The following is a 14,631-nucleotide window of genomic DNA, read 5'->3' on the forward strand; positions in this document are numbered from 1 at the left end:
CGACCCGCCCCTTTAGGAAAGGCTGATGCTCGAATCCCTGTTTGTTCCAACCTTTATCGTGGCCTTGGCCGAAATCGGCGACAAGACGCAGCTGCTCGCCTTGCTCTTGGCTGCACGTTTTCGCCAGCCCCGGCCGATCATCTGCGGCATCGTGGTCGCCACCCTGGCCAACCATTTCGCTGCCGGCGCGATTGGCAACTGGGTGGCCAGCTTCTTCTCCCCCGCCACCCTGAGCTGGACGCTCGCCGCCAGTTTTGTTGCGGTAGCGCTGTGGACATTGATCCCCGACAAACTGGATGACGGTGAAAGCTCCAAGTTCAAGCGCTACGGGCCGTTCCTGACCACCCTGATCGCCTTCTTCCTCGCGGAAATGGGCGACAAGACCCAGGTCGCCACGGTGATGCTGGCCGCGCAATACCCACACTTTATCCTGGTGGTGATCGGCACCACCCTGGGCATGCTGATCGCCAACGTGCCGGTGGTGCTAGCCGGTAACTTTGCCGCCGAACGCCTGCCCCTGACCCTGATTCGCCGCATGGCCGCTTGCGCCTTTGCCGCATTGGCCGTGTATGCGGGGTATCAGGCGCTGAAATTCAGCGGGCTGATTTGACATCAGGTTGACGCCAGGACGCTGGCGTTTCGGCCAATACCCCAGCTTCCAGACGGCTGCTACAGTGCGCAACATCCTGCCCACTCAGCCGTCAGGGAGACACCTATGTCACTGGATAATCGAAAAAAACTGGTACGCCAGCATATCGACCTGTCGTGGAATAAAGGCCGTACTGCACTGGCCGAGCAACTGCACAGCAAAGACTTTCTCTACAAGAGCTCGTTTATCGGCAGGCCGCTGAGCAGCCTGGCCTTTGCCCAGATGGTGCAGGACATCCGCCATGCCATGCCGGACCTGCAGGTGGTGATCGAGGAATGCATCGCCGAGGACAACAAGGTGGTCACCTGGAGCACCCTGATCGGCACCATCCAGAAGCCTGCGCTCGGCTACCCGCCCAGCGACAAGGTGCTGAGCATCTCGGCCATGGCCTTCTGGACCCTTACCCCGAGCAATGAAATCCAGGAAATCTGCACTATGTTCGACATGGAAAGCTTCCGCGCGCAACTGGGCCTGGCCACCCAACCCTTTGCCGCCAAGGCGTTGCCTTGAATAACTAGCGCACAGCAAAAAGCCGCCTACTCAGGCGGCTTTTTGCTGTGCGCGGGTTTTAGCGGGCCTGTTCGTACAACGGCATCACTTTCGGAATTGCCGCCTGCAAGGCACTAATACGGCTGCTCGACGAGGGGTGCGTGCTCATAAACTCAGGCGGCGCACCTGCGCTGGCGGCGGCCATTTTCTGCCACAGGCTAATTGCGGCATTAGGGTTGTAGCCACCCCGGGCCGCCAGTTCCAGACCAATCAGATCGGCCTCGTTCTCATTGCCACGGCTGTTGGGCAGAGTCATGCCGTACTGCACCGCCGCATCGGCCATGGCCATGCCGCCAGAACCCAGGCCGAGCAAGGCGCCCGCGCCCTGTTTGGCCATTTGCACACCATAGGCCTTGGACATCGCCTCACGGCTGTGCTCGCGCAGGGCGTGGGCCATTTCGTGGCCCATGATCGCGGCGATCTCATCATCAGTCAGCTTCAGCTTGTCGATGATCCCACTGTAGAAAATGATCTTGCCGCCCGGGCCGCAGTTGGCGTTCAGCTCAGGGCTCTTGATCAGGTTGACCTCCCACTGCCACTGCGCCGCGTCCGGGCGGAACAATGGCGCCTGCGGGATCAGGCGATTGGCAACCGCGCGCAGACGCTTGGCGTTATTGCTGGTTCTATCCAGCACGCCCTTGCTGGACGCCTCGCCGAGGGTCTGCTGATAAGACTGCGCATACATCTGATTGACCTCTTGGCTCGAGAGCATGCTGAACATGTACTGCTTGCGCTCAACACCTACGGCGCCACCACTGGTGGTGTTCACCGCCTGGCAGGCCGTCAGCAGGCCGCAGAGCGCCAGGCTGGCCAGCCGAAATGGGGTATTCATGTCAGCTCTCCTTCACAACAGGGACCGTATGCTAGGCCGTGCATCTGGGCAAAACAACCTGCACCACTTGCGCTATGACCCACAAACTTCTTTGCTAGTTGCAAGAGCACTAACAGACCGTTGAAAAATGTAGGCGAGGCAGCCGAGACAAGGCAAAAACAGGCAAAACGTAGCGCAGCGGAGTAACAGCCGAAGGCTGGCCCGCAGGGTGAGCGAAGCGAGTAAAAAGCGGAGTTTACGCGCTGTAAATGAGCGTTTTTAGCGTGAAAGTCGCGCAGCGACGCCCTCCTTATGCCCTTCTCCCGCCGGGAGAAGGTGGTGCGAAGCGCCGGATGAGGGAAGCGGGCATGCCGTATCGGCCACGCCGGTAGTTTTTCAACGGCCTGCTAATGCTTTGGCGCTAGACGGCCGATAGCCAGACACAGGCGCAACCAGCACCTTGAGGAGTCCCCATGCGATTCAAGTCGATCCAGTCCTCCGTGGCACTTATGGCGGGGGCCAGCATCCTCGCAGTGGTCGTCGCCCTGGTGCTCTACGCCCTGTTTGCCGGAGCACGCACCCAGGCCCAGGTGCAAGAGCGCACCCAAAGTCTACTGGAAGATGTCATCGATCAGCGCCTGAGCGCCCTGGCCCAAGCCCAGGTCGGCCAACTGCAGCGCCAATTCGAACACCCCATGACAGTGGCAAAAACCCTGGCCACCCTCAACAGCCAAATGGCCAGCACTGACGCCAGCAACGGCATCAGCCTGACCCGCGAGGAACTGAGCAGACTGGTCGGTGACTACCTCAAGGCCAACCCGGAACTGCTCGACCTCTATATTGGCTGGGAACCCAACGCCTTCGATCAGAACGACGATCTCTACGTCAATCAGCAGGAAAACGGCTATGACCAGACCGGACGCTTTATGCCCTGGTGGTACCGCGATGGCGACCAACTGAAGCTCGACGCCCTGACCGTGGCGCAGATGGAAAGCGAGGAAGTTCAGCCTACCGGGGTGCGCACCGGCGAGTATTACCTGTGCCCCAAGGAAACCGGCAAGCCCTGCGTGATTGATCCAGCCTCCTACGACTTTGGCGGCAAGCAGGTGCTGGTCGCCGCCTTCAATGCGCCGATCATGGTCAATGGCCAGTTCCGCGGCATTGCCGGTAATGATCTGGCCCTGGACTTTATCCAGGAGCGCCTGAATATCGCCAAAAGCGAACTGTACGATGGCGCGGGCGAGCTTGCCCTGATCGCCGCCAACGGCAACCTGATTGCCGCGACCCAGGATGCCAGCCTGATTGGCCAACCAGCCAGCAAGGCCATCGACGCCGAACTGCTCAATCAACTCAAGCAGAGCAGCAATAATCAGCCGATCAACAAACTCGACGAGCAACGCCAGCTGCTGCAATTGCTGCAGCCCTTCCACGTCGCTGGCACCTCGACACGCTGGACCCTGGCTATCGTCTTGCCGACCAGCGCGGTATTCGCCGACCTGCAAGAACTGCAAACCGGTCTTACCGAACAGGCCGAGGCTGACACCCTGGGCATGGCCCTGGTCGGTCTTCTGGTCGCCGCTGCTGGCATGCTGCTGATCTGGTTCGTCGGCTATGGCATCGCCCGCCCCCTGCGGCAGATGGTGATCATGCTCGACGATATCGCCCAGGGTGATGGCGATTTAACCCGCCGCCTGGAGGTGGATCGCAGCGACGAACTGGGCGATATCGCCAAGGGCTTCAATACCTTCCTCGGCAAGCTGCAAAGCATGATTACCCAGGTGGTCAGCTCGGTGCAGCAAGTCAGCGACTCCTCCGAACACACCGCCGACATCGCCATCCGCACCAACACCGGCGTGCAGAAACAGCTGGCGGAGATCGAGCTGGTCGCCACTGCCGTGCATGAAATGACCGCCACCGCCCAGGACGTGGCGCGCAACGCCACCCATGCCGCCGAGGCCGCCAACCATGCCGACCGCGCCGCCAACCAGGGCAAACAGACCGTGCAGCACACCGCCGAGGCAATTGCCGCCCTGGCGCAGGAAATTGGCCGCGCGGTCACCGTGGTGCAAACGCTGGCCAAGGACAGCGAGAACATCACCGCCATCCTGGTGGCGATTCGTGGGATTGCCGAGCAAACCAACCTGCTCGCGCTCAACGCCGCCATCGAGGCCGCCCGCGCCGGTGAACAGGGCCGTGGCTTTGCCGTGGTGGCCGATGAGGTGCGCAACCTGGCGCAGAAAACCCAGAAGGCCACCGAAGAAATCCAGGCCATGATCCAGCAGCTGCAACAGGGCACGCGCGACGTGGTCAAGGTCATGGAGGACAGTCAGGGCAAGACCGAGATCAGCGTGCAGCAGGCCAGTCAGGCCGCCGCAGCGCTGGAGTCGATCACCCAGGCGGTCTCGGTGATCAATCAGATGAACACGCAGATCGCCAGTGCCGCCGAAGAACAAAGCGCGGTGGCCGAAGACATCAACCGCAACGTCACCAATATCGGCCAGGTCGCCAATGAAGTGGCCGGCGGTGCCGACGAAGCCAGCCAGGCCAGCGCCGAACTGACCAAGCTGGCCGAACAGCAACGCCGGCTGATCAACCAGTTCAAGGTCTGATCAAGCTGCAATAAAAAGGGCGGACTGCCGTACAGTCCACCCTTTTTTATATTGCGTTGGCTACGCCGGGGTCAGGCACTCGGGCGCATCGAGCTTGGGGTCATTGATCAGCGTGGCCAACACCCGCTCGCGCAGCGCCGGCGGCGGGCTCGCCAGCAAGGCCTGCAACTCGGCTGCTGGGGTATCGGCGGCCAACCAGGCGGCCTGGCCGGCCTCATCGAGAATCAGCGGGCGTCGCTGACTGGCTGCCGCCTGAGTCACCACCGCCGCACTCAGGTAGACACACCCCGCAACCGGGTAGGCTTCCCACAAAGCAGCGAAGTACAGCGGCGTGGTTTCGCCAGTGAGCCAGTACGGGCGTTTGCGCGCGGTGCCGCGCCACTCATAAAAGCCATTGGCCGGCAGCAGACCGCGACGCAGACGAAACGCCTCACGAAACATCGGCTGCTCGGCCAGGGTTTCCGCACGGGCCTGGGCGGGCGTCTTGGTCAGGTCGGTCAACCAGGGCGGCGTCAGCCCCCAACGCGCACGGGTCAACTGGCGCTCGCCCTCAATATTGCGCAGTAGCAGCACCTGGCTATTGGGCGAGATGCTCCAGTGCGGTAACTGATCGGCAGGAAAACCGGGGATTGCCGCAAATGCTGGCGTCCAACGGAACAGGGCGTAACGTCCACACATGGGCAACTCGATAGCGTTCAGCAGTCAATGCACCGACCTGGCGGCCAGCAAGCAGTAAATCAGGTGCGCCAGCAGACTAGATTTAGCAGAGTAACGAACCTTGAAAGCTTTCCGGCTCATCACCGGGCAGCGGCAGCGCAGCATTGTACGCGGCGATCAGCTGTTGTGCGCGGGGCGCCTGTTCATCCTCAACCATCACCCCGAGCAGACCGCAGGCAGGCAACTCGCCCACTGCGCCAGCCAGGTGTTGCCCGGTGAGGTAGGCGTCGATCCCCTCGCTGGCGAGCATCCCCAGCAGCAGCTCGCCTTCCATCAGGTCCTGCGGCTCGTAGATTCGCTGCATCAGTCATTCTCCCCGCGCACGTCCAGGTGCCAGTCCTCGCCATCGGTCTGCAACGAAAACACGATGGGCCGGCAGCACACCGGACAGTCTTCGATGTACTGCTGATCGCCGGCCGACAGGTCGAGCAGCGCTTCAACCTGCTCACCACAATAGGGGCATTGGTAGTCCTGGCTTTCCAGCATCGCTGTCTCCTTGTGACTTGGGCGTATAATCGCCGGTCTATAGCTGGCCCTGCGGTCGCGCAATAAGCATTGTCATGCGCGACGACCAGCGCAGTACGTATATCCATAGCCAACCACAACAAGAGAACATGATGGGCGAATTCGATGCCATCCGACCTTACGCCGACGCCGAAGTCCCGGCCGTGCTGGCGCGCCTGCTGGCCGACGATGCGTTTCTCGGCATCCTCACTCAATTCCGCTTCCCGCGCCTGGCGGCACCTTTAGGCTGGCTGCTTAAACCACTTATAGCCTATCGCCTGCGTCTTGAGTTTCGCGATGTGAGTTCGGTGGCGCAATTGCAGACGCGCATCGAGAGCTATGTCGACCGCACCATCGAACAGGCCACCGATGGTGTGAGCTATTCCGGTATCGAGCACCTGCAGGCCGGCAACGCCTACCTGTTCCTCGCCAACCACCGCGATATCGTCATGGATCCGGCGTTCGTCAACTACGCGGTGTACCACGCCGGTCTGCCAACGCCGCGTATCGCCATCGGCGACAACCTGCTGCAGAAGCCCTTTGTCAGCGACCTGATGCGCCTGAACAAGAGCTTTATCGTGCACCGTTCGATCAGCGGACGGCGCGAGAAGCTGGCGGCTTACCAATTGCTGTCGGCCTATATCAATCACTCGATCCGCACTGATGGCGAGTCGATCTGGATCGCCCAGGCCGAGGGCCGCGCCAAGGATGGTGATGACCGTACCGATTCGGCGATCCTCAAGATGTTCCATATGAGCCGCAAGGGCGAGCCGTTCGCCGAGGTGATCAATGCCCTGCGTCTGACGCCGGTATCGATCAGCTACGAGTACGACCCCTGCGACCAGGCCAAGGCCCGAGAGCTGTCTATCCGCGCCAGCAGTGGCAGCTACACCAAGACCGCCGGCGAGGATGACCAGAGCATCGCCCTCGGCATCACCGGCTATAAAGGCCGCGTGCACATACACTTCGGCGCGCCGGTCAGCCAGGGCCTGGAAGACAGCAAACTGCTGGCAGCGGAAATGGACCGGCAGATTCTCGGCGGCTATCGGCTGTTTCCCGTGCATTACCTGGCCTATGCCATGTGGACTGAGCGCGACCCGGAACTGGCCGTGCCCAGCGCCGCCGAGCTATTCCCCGCCGCAGAACTCAGCGCCGCCAAGAGCGAGTGGCAACGGCGCCTGGCCAACTGCCCGAGCGAGCAACAGCCCTACCTGATTCTGCAATACGCCAACCCGGTGCGTAACCAGTACCGGATCAAGGCCGGCCTGCCGCTGTAGGCAAAGCCCAGCCAGAAAAAACGGCAGCCATTGGCTGCCGTTTTTATTAGCCGAGAAATCGAGTTACAGCTGCGTGCTAAACCAGGACAGCAGCAAGGCCGACGCCAGGCAGGCGTAGCCAAACCGATAGAAAAACTGGTTCAGGCGCAGCGTCGGCTCATCACAGGCATAGGCCTCCTGCGCCAACTCATTCAGTTCACTGCCGGCCAGCAGACGCGCCGATGCACGTTGCTCACGCATGCGGGTGGCCAACAGCAACCAGGCACCGGCCAGGGCAAAAAACAGCGCCAGTCCATTCAGCCACTGCCCAGGCTGACCTTCGATCAGCAACCAAAGCGCTTGCAACGACATGCTCAACCTCTACGTCTATAAGGCAGGCGATCAACACCGCGCCTGATTAGCAGCACACCCGATGCACTATCGGGCAGTCCAAATACGGCCGCGGAGTCTACCTAAGGTTGCCGCGCTCGCGGTTCGATTCCGACGAATCGCAGTCGCTATGACCAAGTGGTCTAAATACTGTCATCTACCTGAGCTATGGTCTAACACTCGTCCCAATGCTGCGGCCCAAAAGGCTCAAGCACGGCGACAGGTCTTAAACATCCATGGAGGAATACCGCATGCTGCACGCCCAACCGCAAGACCGCGACTACCTGATCGACTCGCTGGATGACGTGGATGCCGTCATCGACGGGCTGTCTTTCAATGTGCAGGACGACCACTGGCTGGTCTACTGCGCCATGGGCGGCCATGAGCATTACGCCCTGCCAGACATAGACACGCGCACCGGCATAAGCCTGCCCGAGTTTTACAGCGAAGCCGCCTGAAGCCAGGGTGCTTGCCGTAGGCAGCAAAACACCGATGTAAAAAAGCCCCGAGCAATAGTGGGCAGAAGAAAACCTGGCGGCCTGCCGGCAAGCTGCACACCAGACCCGCATGGTTAAGTGCGGGCCTTGTTGTTCTCTGTCCCCGCAGGCCAGGCGAGGGAATCTCGGCCGGCACGCATGACTGAACTGCGGACCTGAGTGCAAGGCTGAGGTTTAGCCAGCAACAATGCCAACGCCCCGAATCAATCGGGGCGCCGGCATTCTGACCAACCTCAGTTCAGCGCGTTTTCACGCCGCGGCGATGGTTTAAGCGCTGACGGTCTGTTCCAGCTGCAGCAACGCGTCGGAGCGCGCCTGCACTTCGCGGTAGCGTTCGGCATCGCGGGCCAGCACGGCACCCATAGCCGGGAAGATCTCGTTCAGCTTGCGGCTCCACTGCTCGGATTTGACCTGCGCGCCGAAGCAGCGCTGGATCAGGTCGAGCATGATCGACACGGTAACCGAGGCACCTGGCGAGGCGCCGAGCAGGGCGGCGATGGAGCCGTCTTCGGCAGCCACCAGTTCGGTACCGAATTGCAGGATGCCGCCGTGTTTCGCGTCCTTCTTGATGATCTGCACGCGTTGGCCGGCCATCTCCAGACGCCAGTCTTCAGCCTTGGCCTCCGGGTAGAAGCCGCGCAGGGTTTCCAGGCGCTGCTCTTCGGACTGCAACACTTCCTTGACCAGGTAGCGGGTCAGGTCGAAGTTGTCGCGCGCCACCGCCAGCATCGGGCCGATGTTGTTCGGGCGTACCGACAGCGGCAGGTCGAGGAAGGAGCCGTGGCGCAGGAACTTGGTCGAGAAGCCGGCGTAAGGACCGAACAGCAGCGAGGTCTTGCCATCCACCACGCGGGTATCCAGGTGCGGTACCGACATCGGTGGCGAGCCGACTGCAGCCTGGCTGTAGACCTTGGCCTGGTGCTGCTTGACCACGTCCGGGTTGTCGCAACGCAGCCACTGGCCGCTGACCGGGAAGCCGCCAAAACCTTTGCCTTCCGCAATGCCGGACATCTGCAGCAGCGGCAGCGCCGCGCCACCGGCGCCGAGGAAGACGAATTTGGCCTGGATCTCACGGCTGTTGCCGTTCTGCTGATCCTTGACGCTGACGCGCCAGCCATCGGCATTGCGCTTGAGGCCGACAACCTTCTGGCTGCAGGTAACTTTGGCGTCTGCCTGCTGGCCGAGGTGGTCGAGCAGGTGCTTGGTCAGGGTGCCGAAGTTGACGTCAGTACCGGCCATCACCCGGGTGGCGGCAATCGGCTCGTGCGGGTCGCGGCCCGGCAGCATCAGCGGCATCCACTCGGCCATAGTGGCGCGGTCTTCGGTGTACTCCATCTCGGCGAAGGCGTGGTGCACGGTCAGCGCGGCAAAGCGCTTCTTCAGGTAGTCGATACCTTTCTGGCCGCGAACGAAGCTCAGGTGCGGCACCGGGTTGATAAACGACTTGGGCGAACCAAAGCGGCCTTTTTCGACCAGGTAGGCCCAGAACTGCTTGGATTCTTCGAACTGGGTGTTGATGGTCACCGACTTCTTGATGTCGATCGAACCGTCCGCCGACTCCGGCGTGTAGTTCAGCTCGCACAGGCCGGCGTGGCCGGTGCCCGCGTTGTTCCACGGGTTGGAGCTTTCAATCGCGCCGGAGGCCATCATTTCGAGGACTTCCAGCTTGATCGCCGGGTCGAGCTCTTTCAGCAGTACGGCCAGGGTCGCACTCATGATGCCGGCACCAACCAGCACCACATCCATTGTTTCGTAATCGTTTTGCGCCATTACCACTTCTCCGCAAACCAGCACTCAATAGACGTTAGTCAGCCTGTGTATGCACACAGCCAATCAGCAGTCGGCGAGACGCTCAGGGTTGCAGGAAGCAGGCTTCTGGGTGCAGATGCCAACCGCGAGATCGTTCATTTTCGCCACACTCTTGTGAAGTTTTCCAAACCGTTTTTTCACGCTCTTTTGGAGTCGTGAACCTCAAAACACGTCTGCCCGGGCCGACTTTTCCGCGACGTAAAGCGACCATTGCAGCAACTGCATGGCATTTCACAATGGGAAAATCGGCAGCCGGAAGGCAGCGCGAAGTGGGCGACTCTCTGGGGCGCGGCCGATGAATGGTGCATCAGCGTGACGGCAGGGCCCGAACAGGAGGCGTCCTTATAATCGGGGCGCGATTATAAGGGCAAAGCAGGAAAATTGATCGCCTGGCGTGACTTTTCTTCTTCCACCGGTCAGGCCGCCAGCGTTTGCCGTACGCGCAGGCATGGTGTGACCTGGGCGGTTCTGACGCCGGCTGGCAGCGGTCGATTGAGCCAGCTCAGGCAGCTGTGTTGCACCTCAAGCCAGCCAGAGCCTTGTGGCGCCTGGGCTGACTGGCGCAAGGCGCGGCAGATGCCTTGCGCATCGAGGAGAACGAATGAGCGCATCGGACGGCGCGGGGCGAGCAGGCTACGCAGTGAAAACATGACGAGTCACTCACGAACAGGGAAGACTAAAGTCTTATGCCTGACGCGCATGACAAGAGCGTTACGGGAACCTGCGGTCACAACAACCGTCCTAGCAAGCAGCGCTGTCAGGCATTTACCACGCTGGTTATACTGCGTACCACTTCTGCCCCTTATTTATGGAGAGTTGAGCATGCTGCATCGTCTGCTGTTTGGTCTGGTGGCTGTTGCCAGCCTTACTCTGGTGGGTTGCGCCCACAGCCCGCAACAACTCAGCCCACAACCCAAACTCAATAGCCCGCTGACCGCCGTTGGCCAGGGCCAGCCGGTGGTGGTACGGGTGGCCGATGGTCGTCCTTCGCCAGTCTTGGGCACCCGTGGCGGTCTTTACCCAGAAACCAGCGCCATCAGCGTGACCGGCCAGGACATCCTGCCCAAGCTGCAGGCCCAGGCGGAAGCGGCCGTGCGCCTGCTTGGCTTTACCCCCAGCGCCAATGCCTACAACGCGCCACAGCTGACCCTGACCCTGGCGGAACTGAAGTACCAGTCGCCGAAAGAGGGCCTGTACGTGACCGAAGCTGACATGACCGCGACCTTCCGCGTCGATGTACAAAACAGCAGCCGTCGCTACAGCGGCCGTTACGGCGCGTCGCTGAACCAGCGCTTCGGCATGGTGCCCAACCAGGCAACCAACACCAAGCTGATCAGCGATGTATTGAGCGACGCCCTGACTCGCGCCTTCAAGGACCCGACCATCGCCCAGATGCTCGCGCAGTAAGCCTGGAGACCGCCCACCCACACCGTCCAGCACAGAGACGGTGAAAACGCGCTGAACTGAACCAGACCACAGCAAACGCCCCGATTGACTCGGGGCGTTTGCGTTGTTGCCTGAGCCTCAGCCAGTCTTGCGCTCAGGCCCGCCACAATGGCGCTGATCACCGGCACGGCTGCTCCTGCAACCGAGTCTTCCAGCACTGGCGGACACAGGTCGCCCTGCTGACGAGCTTCACTTGGCTATCGCCCATAAACAACAATGCCCGTATCGCATGATTCGGGCATTGATTCCAACTCGCCTGCAGGTTTCGAGGTTTTTACCCAGCCTGCTCGGGGGGCATTTTACGGCTATGCCTGGGTTAGGTGCTGCCTGCAAAGGCCAGGCTGGCGCTGAGCGTAGCGAAGCCCAACAAGCATCGACATATCTCGTTGGGCTTCGCTGTACGCCTCAATCCAACCAGGGTTTAGCGCCTGGCAACACGCAACTTGGGCATAGTTTTTAGACCGGGCTCAATCCGCAGCGTCAGTCGCGGGCTTGTTCCCAGGATTTCAGCAGCTCGTTGTAGTTGATGGTTTCGCCCTGAGGTTTCTCGTTGGCCAGCTTGGGCTTCGGTGCGCCCGGCTGATCCAGCCAGTACTGCGGGTCACGCGGCTCGTTGAGTTTGGGCCCACACTCGCCCAGTACGCCGGAACGCTCCAGGCGGCCTAGCATGGTGTCCTGCGCCGCTGCCAAGCCATCCAGCGCCTCTTGTGGCGACTTGTCGCCACTGGCGGCTTCGGCAATGAATTGCCACCACAGCTGAGCCAAACGCGGGTAGTCAGGCACGTTGGTGCCGGTTGGGGTCCACTGCACCCGTGCTGGGCTGCGGTAGAACTCCACCAGGCCGCCGAGTTTCGGCGCGGCCTCGGTCATGGCTTGCGAGTTGATATCCGACTCACGAATCGGCGTCAGGCCAACCAGGGTCTTCTTCAGCGAGACGGTTTTCGAGGTGACGAACTGCGCATACAGCCAGGCCGCCAGGCGCTGTTTCTCCGGGGTGGACTTGAGGAAGGTCCAGGAACCGGCGTCCTGATAACCCAGCTTCATGCCCTCTTCCCAATACGGACCTTTCGGTGAAGGCGCCATGCGCCACTTCGGTGTGCCGTCCTCATTAACCACCGGCAGACCGGGCTTGGTCATGTCGGCGGTAAAAGCGGTGTACCAGAAAATCTGCTGGGCGATGCTGCCCTGCGCCGGCACCGGGCCGGATTCAGAGAACGTCATACCCTGGGCTTCCGGCGGCGCGTATTGGCGCATCCAGTCGACATACTTGCTGGTGGCATACACCGCCGCCGGGCCGTTGGTATCGCCGCCACGGGCAACGCTGGAACCCACCGGGCGGCAACCGTCGACGCGAATGCCCCACTCGTCCACCGGCAGGCCGTTGGGCAGGCCCTTGTCGCCGCCGCCGGCCATGGAGAACCAGGCATCGGTGAAGCGCCAGCCCAGCGACGGGTCTTTCTTGCCGTAATCCATATGGCCATAGATGCGCTGGCCATCGATTTCCTTGACCTTCTCGGAGAAGAACTCGGCGATGTCCTCATAGGCCGACCAGTTGACCGGCACACCCAGCTCGTAGCCGTAAATTTCCTTGAACTTGGCCTTCAACTCCGGACGCTCGAACCAGTCGGCGCGGAACCAATACAGGTTGGCGAACTGCTGATCAGGCAACTGGTACAGCTTGCCGTCGGGCCCGGTGGTGAAGGACAGGCCGATAAAATCCTGCAGATCCAGGGTCGGCGAGGTGACGGCCTTGCCTTCACCTTCCATCATGTCGCTGATCGCCACGGCCTTGCCGTAGCGAAAGTGCGTGCCGATCAGGTCGGAGTCGTTGATATAGCCGTCGTAGATGTTCTTGTCCGACTGCATCTGGGTTTGCAGCTTCTCGACCACGTCGCCTTCCTGCATCAGGTCGTGCTTGAGCTGGATCCCGGTGATTTCGCTGAAGGCCTTGGCCAGCACCTTGGACTCATACTCGTGGGTGGCGATGGTTTCCGAGGCCACACTGATGCTCATGCCGCGAAACGGCTCGGCGGCCTTGATAAACCACTTCAACTCTTCGAGCTGCTGCTCGGGCGTGAGGGTCGAGGGACTGAACTCCTCGCCGATCCACTTCTTTGCCGCTTCTTCGTAGGCATCAGCCCAGGCTGCGCCGCTCAAGCCGGACAATGTCAGCAGGGCAGCCAGCGCCATGCTATGTCGAGTTTTGTTGTTATTGTCGAACATAGAGACCTCCATCTCAGGGTTTGGAATGAGGCAAGCGGGTCATGGCCACGCCCAAGCAACGGGCGCGCCCAGGGCCGCCCGACTTAGCCCCAACGCATCACAGCAAACAACCAGAATAGGGACAGCAGCGAGGCTATCCAGACACTCCAATCGGTCACGCCCACCACCAGCAGGTGCAGGTAGGCACTTCCAAGCAGACCGATAAACAGCCGATCACCACGAGTAGTGGCAATCGGCAACCAGCCTTTGCGCTCGATACAGGGCGAACGCAGCTCCCAGATCGTCATACCGACCAGCAGCATGCCGATAAAGCCGAAAAACAACGCCGTCGGCAGGGTCCAGGCCATCCAATCCATAGTCGCGACTCCTATACCCGGCCCAGGGCAAAGCCCTTGGCCACATGGTTACGGACAAACCAGATCACCAGCATGCCCGGCAGAATGGTCAACACCCCCGCCGCCGCCAACACCCCCCAATCGATCCCCGACGCCGACACCGTGCGGGTCATCACCGCGGCAATCGGTTTGGCATCCACCGAGGTCAGGGTGCGCGCCAGCAGCAGCTCGACCCAGGAAAACATAAAGCAGAAAAACGCGGTGACGCCGATGCCCGAGCCAATCAGCGGGATAAAGATTTTCACGAAGAATTTCGGGAAGCTGTAGCCGTCGATATAGGCGGTCTCATCGATTTCCTTCGGCACCCCGGACATAAAGCCTTCGAGAATCCACACCGCCAGCGGCACGTTGAACAGGCAGTGCGCCAGCGCCACGGCGATATGCGTATCGAACAGGCCGATGGACGAGTACAGCTGGAAAAACGGCAGCAAAAACACCGCCGGTGGCGCCATGCGGTTGGTCAGCAGCCAGAAGAACAGGTGCTTGTCACCGAGGAAGCGGTAGCGCGAAAACGCATAGGCCGCCGGCAGCGCCACCGTCAGCGAAATCAGCGTATTCAGGCACACGTAATACAGGGAATTGAGATAGCCCTCGTACCAGCTCGGGTCGGTGAAGATCACCTTGTAGTTGTCCAGGGTGAAGCCGTGCGGCCACAGCGTCAGGCCGCCGAGAATCTCGGTGTTGCTCTTGAACGACATGTTCAGCAGCCAGTAGATCGGCACCAGCAGGAACAGGACATACAGCCCCAGTACCACCTTCTTGCGTAGGGTCATGGT

At 61.1% G+C, this 14,631-nt stretch carries 16 protein-coding genes and 1 pseudogene; 7 read left to right on the forward strand and 10 right to left on the reverse strand.

The features are described from left to right. Positions 1 to 25 precede the first annotated feature (25 nt). Positions 26 to 610, forward strand: coding sequence for a TMEM165/GDT1 family protein (locus WA145_RS08795; RefSeq protein ID WP_422581216.1), 585 nt, complete (start codon positions 26 to 28; stop codon positions 608 to 610). 105 nt (positions 611 to 715) lie between these two features. Next, on the forward strand, positions 716 to 1,159 hold the full coding sequence (locus WA145_RS08800; protein ID WP_422581217.1) for a ketosteroid isomerase-related protein: 444 nt from the start codon (positions 716 to 718) through the stop codon (positions 1,157 to 1,159). Between the two features lie 58 nt (positions 1,160 to 1,217). On the opposite strand, the gene WA145_RS08805 is transcribed toward WA145_RS08800, so the two are convergent. Continuing rightward, complete coding sequence (locus WA145_RS08805; RefSeq protein WP_422581218.1) at positions 1,218 to 2,030, reverse strand: M48 family metallopeptidase; 813 nt, start codon at positions 2,028 to 2,030, stop codon at positions 1,218 to 1,220. Positions 2,031 to 3,595: 1,565 nt separating this feature from the next. Here WA145_RS08805 and WA145_RS08810 point away from each other — a divergent pair. Together WA145_RS08810 and WA145_RS08815 are read left to right on the forward strand one after the other, a co-directional pair. Then, a pseudogene (locus tag WA145_RS08810) lies at positions 3,596 to 3,760 on the forward strand (HAMP domain-containing protein); the annotation flags it as partial. A 15-nt stretch (positions 3,761 to 3,775) separates the two neighbouring features. Beyond that, positions 3,776 to 4,618 carry a methyl-accepting chemotaxis protein gene (locus WA145_RS08815; RefSeq protein WP_422581306.1) on the forward strand — a complete coding sequence of 281 codons (843 nt, stop codon included), beginning with the start codon at positions 3,776 to 3,778 and terminating at the stop codon, positions 4,616 to 4,618. Between the two features lie 60 nt (positions 4,619 to 4,678). Here WA145_RS08815 and WA145_RS08820 read toward each other — a convergent pair whose 3' ends face one another. The 3 genes from WA145_RS08820 to WA145_RS08830 all read right to left on the reverse strand — a co-directional run bounded on the left by WA145_RS08820 (position 4,679) and on the right by WA145_RS08830 (position 5,821). After that, entirely contained in the window at positions 4,679 to 5,296 is a 618-nt protein-coding gene (locus WA145_RS08820; RefSeq protein ID WP_422581219.1) for an SOS response-associated peptidase, read from the reverse strand. 82 nt (positions 5,297 to 5,378) lie between these two features. Continuing rightward, a complete protein-coding gene (locus tag WA145_RS08825) occupies positions 5,379 to 5,639 on the reverse strand; it encodes a DUF2007 domain-containing protein (RefSeq protein WP_422581220.1) in 261 nt (86 codons plus the stop codon). Continuing rightward, positions 5,639 to 5,821, reverse strand: coding sequence for a CPXCG motif-containing cysteine-rich protein (locus WA145_RS08830; protein ID WP_422581221.1), 183 nt, complete (start codon positions 5,819 to 5,821; stop codon positions 5,639 to 5,641). The genes WA145_RS08825 and WA145_RS08830 overlap by 1 nt, the downstream gene beginning before the upstream one ends. A 128-nt stretch (positions 5,822 to 5,949) precedes the next feature. Between WA145_RS08830 and WA145_RS08835 the strand changes: the two genes are divergently transcribed. Next, the gene (locus tag WA145_RS08835) at positions 5,950 to 7,116 is read left to right on the forward strand and encodes a 1-acyl-sn-glycerol-3-phosphate acyltransferase (RefSeq protein WP_422581307.1); all 1,167 of its coding nucleotides are present in this window, start codon (positions 5,950 to 5,952) and stop codon (positions 7,114 to 7,116) included. A 63-nt stretch (positions 7,117 to 7,179) separates the two neighbouring features. Here WA145_RS08835 and WA145_RS08840 read toward each other — a convergent pair whose 3' ends face one another. Then, on the reverse strand, positions 7,180 to 7,467 hold the full coding sequence (locus WA145_RS08840) for a hypothetical protein (RefSeq protein WP_422581222.1): 288 nt from the start codon (positions 7,465 to 7,467) through the stop codon (positions 7,180 to 7,182). A gap of 269 nt (positions 7,468 to 7,736) precedes the next feature. Between WA145_RS08840 and WA145_RS08845 the strand changes: the two genes are divergently transcribed. Further along, entirely contained in the window at positions 7,737 to 7,943 is a 207-nt protein-coding gene (locus tag WA145_RS08845) for a hypothetical protein (RefSeq protein ID WP_422581223.1), read from the forward strand. 306 nt (positions 7,944 to 8,249) lie between these two features. Here the strand turns inward: WA145_RS08845 and mqo are convergent, their stop codons facing one another. Together mqo and WA145_RS08855 are read right to left on the reverse strand one after the other, a co-directional pair. Next, the gene (gene mqo, locus WA145_RS08850; protein ID WP_422581224.1) at positions 8,250 to 9,752 is read right to left on the reverse strand and encodes a malate dehydrogenase (quinone); all 1,503 of its coding nucleotides are present in this window, start codon (positions 9,750 to 9,752) and stop codon (positions 8,250 to 8,252) included. A 455-nt stretch (positions 9,753 to 10,207) separates the two neighbouring features. Next, on the reverse strand, positions 10,208 to 10,441 hold the full coding sequence (locus WA145_RS08855) for a hypothetical protein (RefSeq protein WP_422581225.1): 234 nt from the start codon (positions 10,439 to 10,441) through the stop codon (positions 10,208 to 10,210). Between the two features lie 172 nt (positions 10,442 to 10,613). Here WA145_RS08855 and WA145_RS08860 point away from each other — a divergent pair, with 172 nt between their 5' ends. Beyond that, positions 10,614 to 11,198, forward strand: coding sequence for a YajG family lipoprotein (locus WA145_RS08860; RefSeq protein WP_422581226.1), 585 nt, complete (start codon positions 10,614 to 10,616; stop codon positions 11,196 to 11,198). A gap of 519 nt (positions 11,199 to 11,717) precedes the next feature. On the opposite strand, the gene WA145_RS08865 is transcribed toward WA145_RS08860, so the two are convergent. The 3 genes from WA145_RS08865 to WA145_RS08875 all read right to left on the reverse strand — a co-directional run bounded on the left by WA145_RS08865 (position 11,718) and on the right by WA145_RS08875 (position 14,628). Next, on the reverse strand, positions 11,718 to 13,460 hold the full coding sequence (locus WA145_RS08865) for an ABC transporter substrate-binding protein (RefSeq protein ID WP_422581227.1): 1,743 nt from the start codon (positions 13,458 to 13,460) through the stop codon (positions 11,718 to 11,720). Positions 13,461 to 13,543: 83 nt separating this feature from the next. Beyond that, positions 13,544 to 13,816, reverse strand: coding sequence for a DUF2160 domain-containing protein (locus tag WA145_RS08870; protein WP_422581228.1), 273 nt, complete (start codon positions 13,814 to 13,816; stop codon positions 13,544 to 13,546). 11 nt (positions 13,817 to 13,827) lie between these two features. Beyond that, a complete protein-coding gene (locus tag WA145_RS08875; RefSeq protein ID WP_422581229.1) occupies positions 13,828 to 14,628 on the reverse strand; it encodes a carbohydrate ABC transporter permease in 801 nt (266 codons plus the stop codon). Positions 14,629 to 14,631 lie beyond the last annotated feature (3 nt).

It is taken from the genome of Pseudomonas sp., from assembly GCF_049301935.1.
Lineage (GTDB): Bacteria > Pseudomonadota > Gammaproteobacteria > Pseudomonadales > Pseudomonadaceae > Aquipseudomonas.

Coding starts and splice junctions, on each gene's coding strand:
- WA145_RS08840 (WP_422581222.1), bottom strand. CDS start 7,467: ATGTCGTTGCAAGCGCTTTGGTTGCTGATCGAAGGTCAGCCTGGGCAG.
- WA145_RS08875 (WP_422581229.1), bottom strand. CDS start 14,628: ATGACCCTACGCAAGAAGGTGGTACTGGGGCTGTATGTCCTGTTCCTG.
- WA145_RS08800 (WP_422581217.1), top strand. CDS start 716: ATGTCACTGGATAATCGAAAAAAACTGGTACGCCAGCATATCGACCTG.
- WA145_RS08825 (WP_422581220.1), bottom strand. CDS start 5,639: ATGCAGCGAATCTACGAGCCGCAGGACCTGATGGAAGGCGAGCTGCTG.
- WA145_RS08845 (WP_422581223.1), top strand. CDS start 7,737: ATGCTGCACGCCCAACCGCAAGACCGCGACTACCTGATCGACTCGCTG.
- WA145_RS08815 (WP_422581306.1), top strand. CDS start 3,776: ATGATTACCCAGGTGGTCAGCTCGGTGCAGCAAGTCAGCGACTCCTCC.
- WA145_RS08805 (WP_422581218.1), bottom strand. CDS start 2,030: ATGAATACCCCATTTCGGCTGGCCAGCCTGGCGCTCTGCGGCCTGCTG.
- WA145_RS08830 (WP_422581221.1), bottom strand. CDS start 5,821: ATGCTGGAAAGCCAGGACTACCAATGCCCCTATTGTGGTGAGCAGGTT.
- WA145_RS08835 (WP_422581307.1), top strand. CDS start 5,950: ATGATGGGCGAATTCGATGCCATCCGACCTTACGCCGACGCCGAAGTC.
- WA145_RS08870 (WP_422581228.1), bottom strand. CDS start 13,816: ATGGATTGGATGGCCTGGACCCTGCCGACGGCGTTGTTTTTCGGCTTT.
- WA145_RS08865 (WP_422581227.1), bottom strand. CDS start 13,460: ATGTTCGACAATAACAACAAAACTCGACATAGCATGGCGCTGGCTGCC.
- WA145_RS08860 (WP_422581226.1), top strand. CDS start 10,614: ATGCTGCATCGTCTGCTGTTTGGTCTGGTGGCTGTTGCCAGCCTTACT.
- mqo (WP_422581224.1), bottom strand. CDS start 9,752: ATGGCGCAAAACGATTACGAAACAATGGATGTGGTGCTGGTTGGTGCC.
- WA145_RS08855 (WP_422581225.1), bottom strand. CDS start 10,441: ATGTTTTCACTGCGTAGCCTGCTCGCCCCGCGCCGTCCGATGCGCTCA.
- WA145_RS08820 (WP_422581219.1), bottom strand. CDS start 5,296: ATGTGTGGACGTTACGCCCTGTTCCGTTGGACGCCAGCATTTGCGGCA.
- WA145_RS08795 (WP_422581216.1), top strand. CDS start 26: ATGCTCGAATCCCTGTTTGTTCCAACCTTTATCGTGGCCTTGGCCGAA.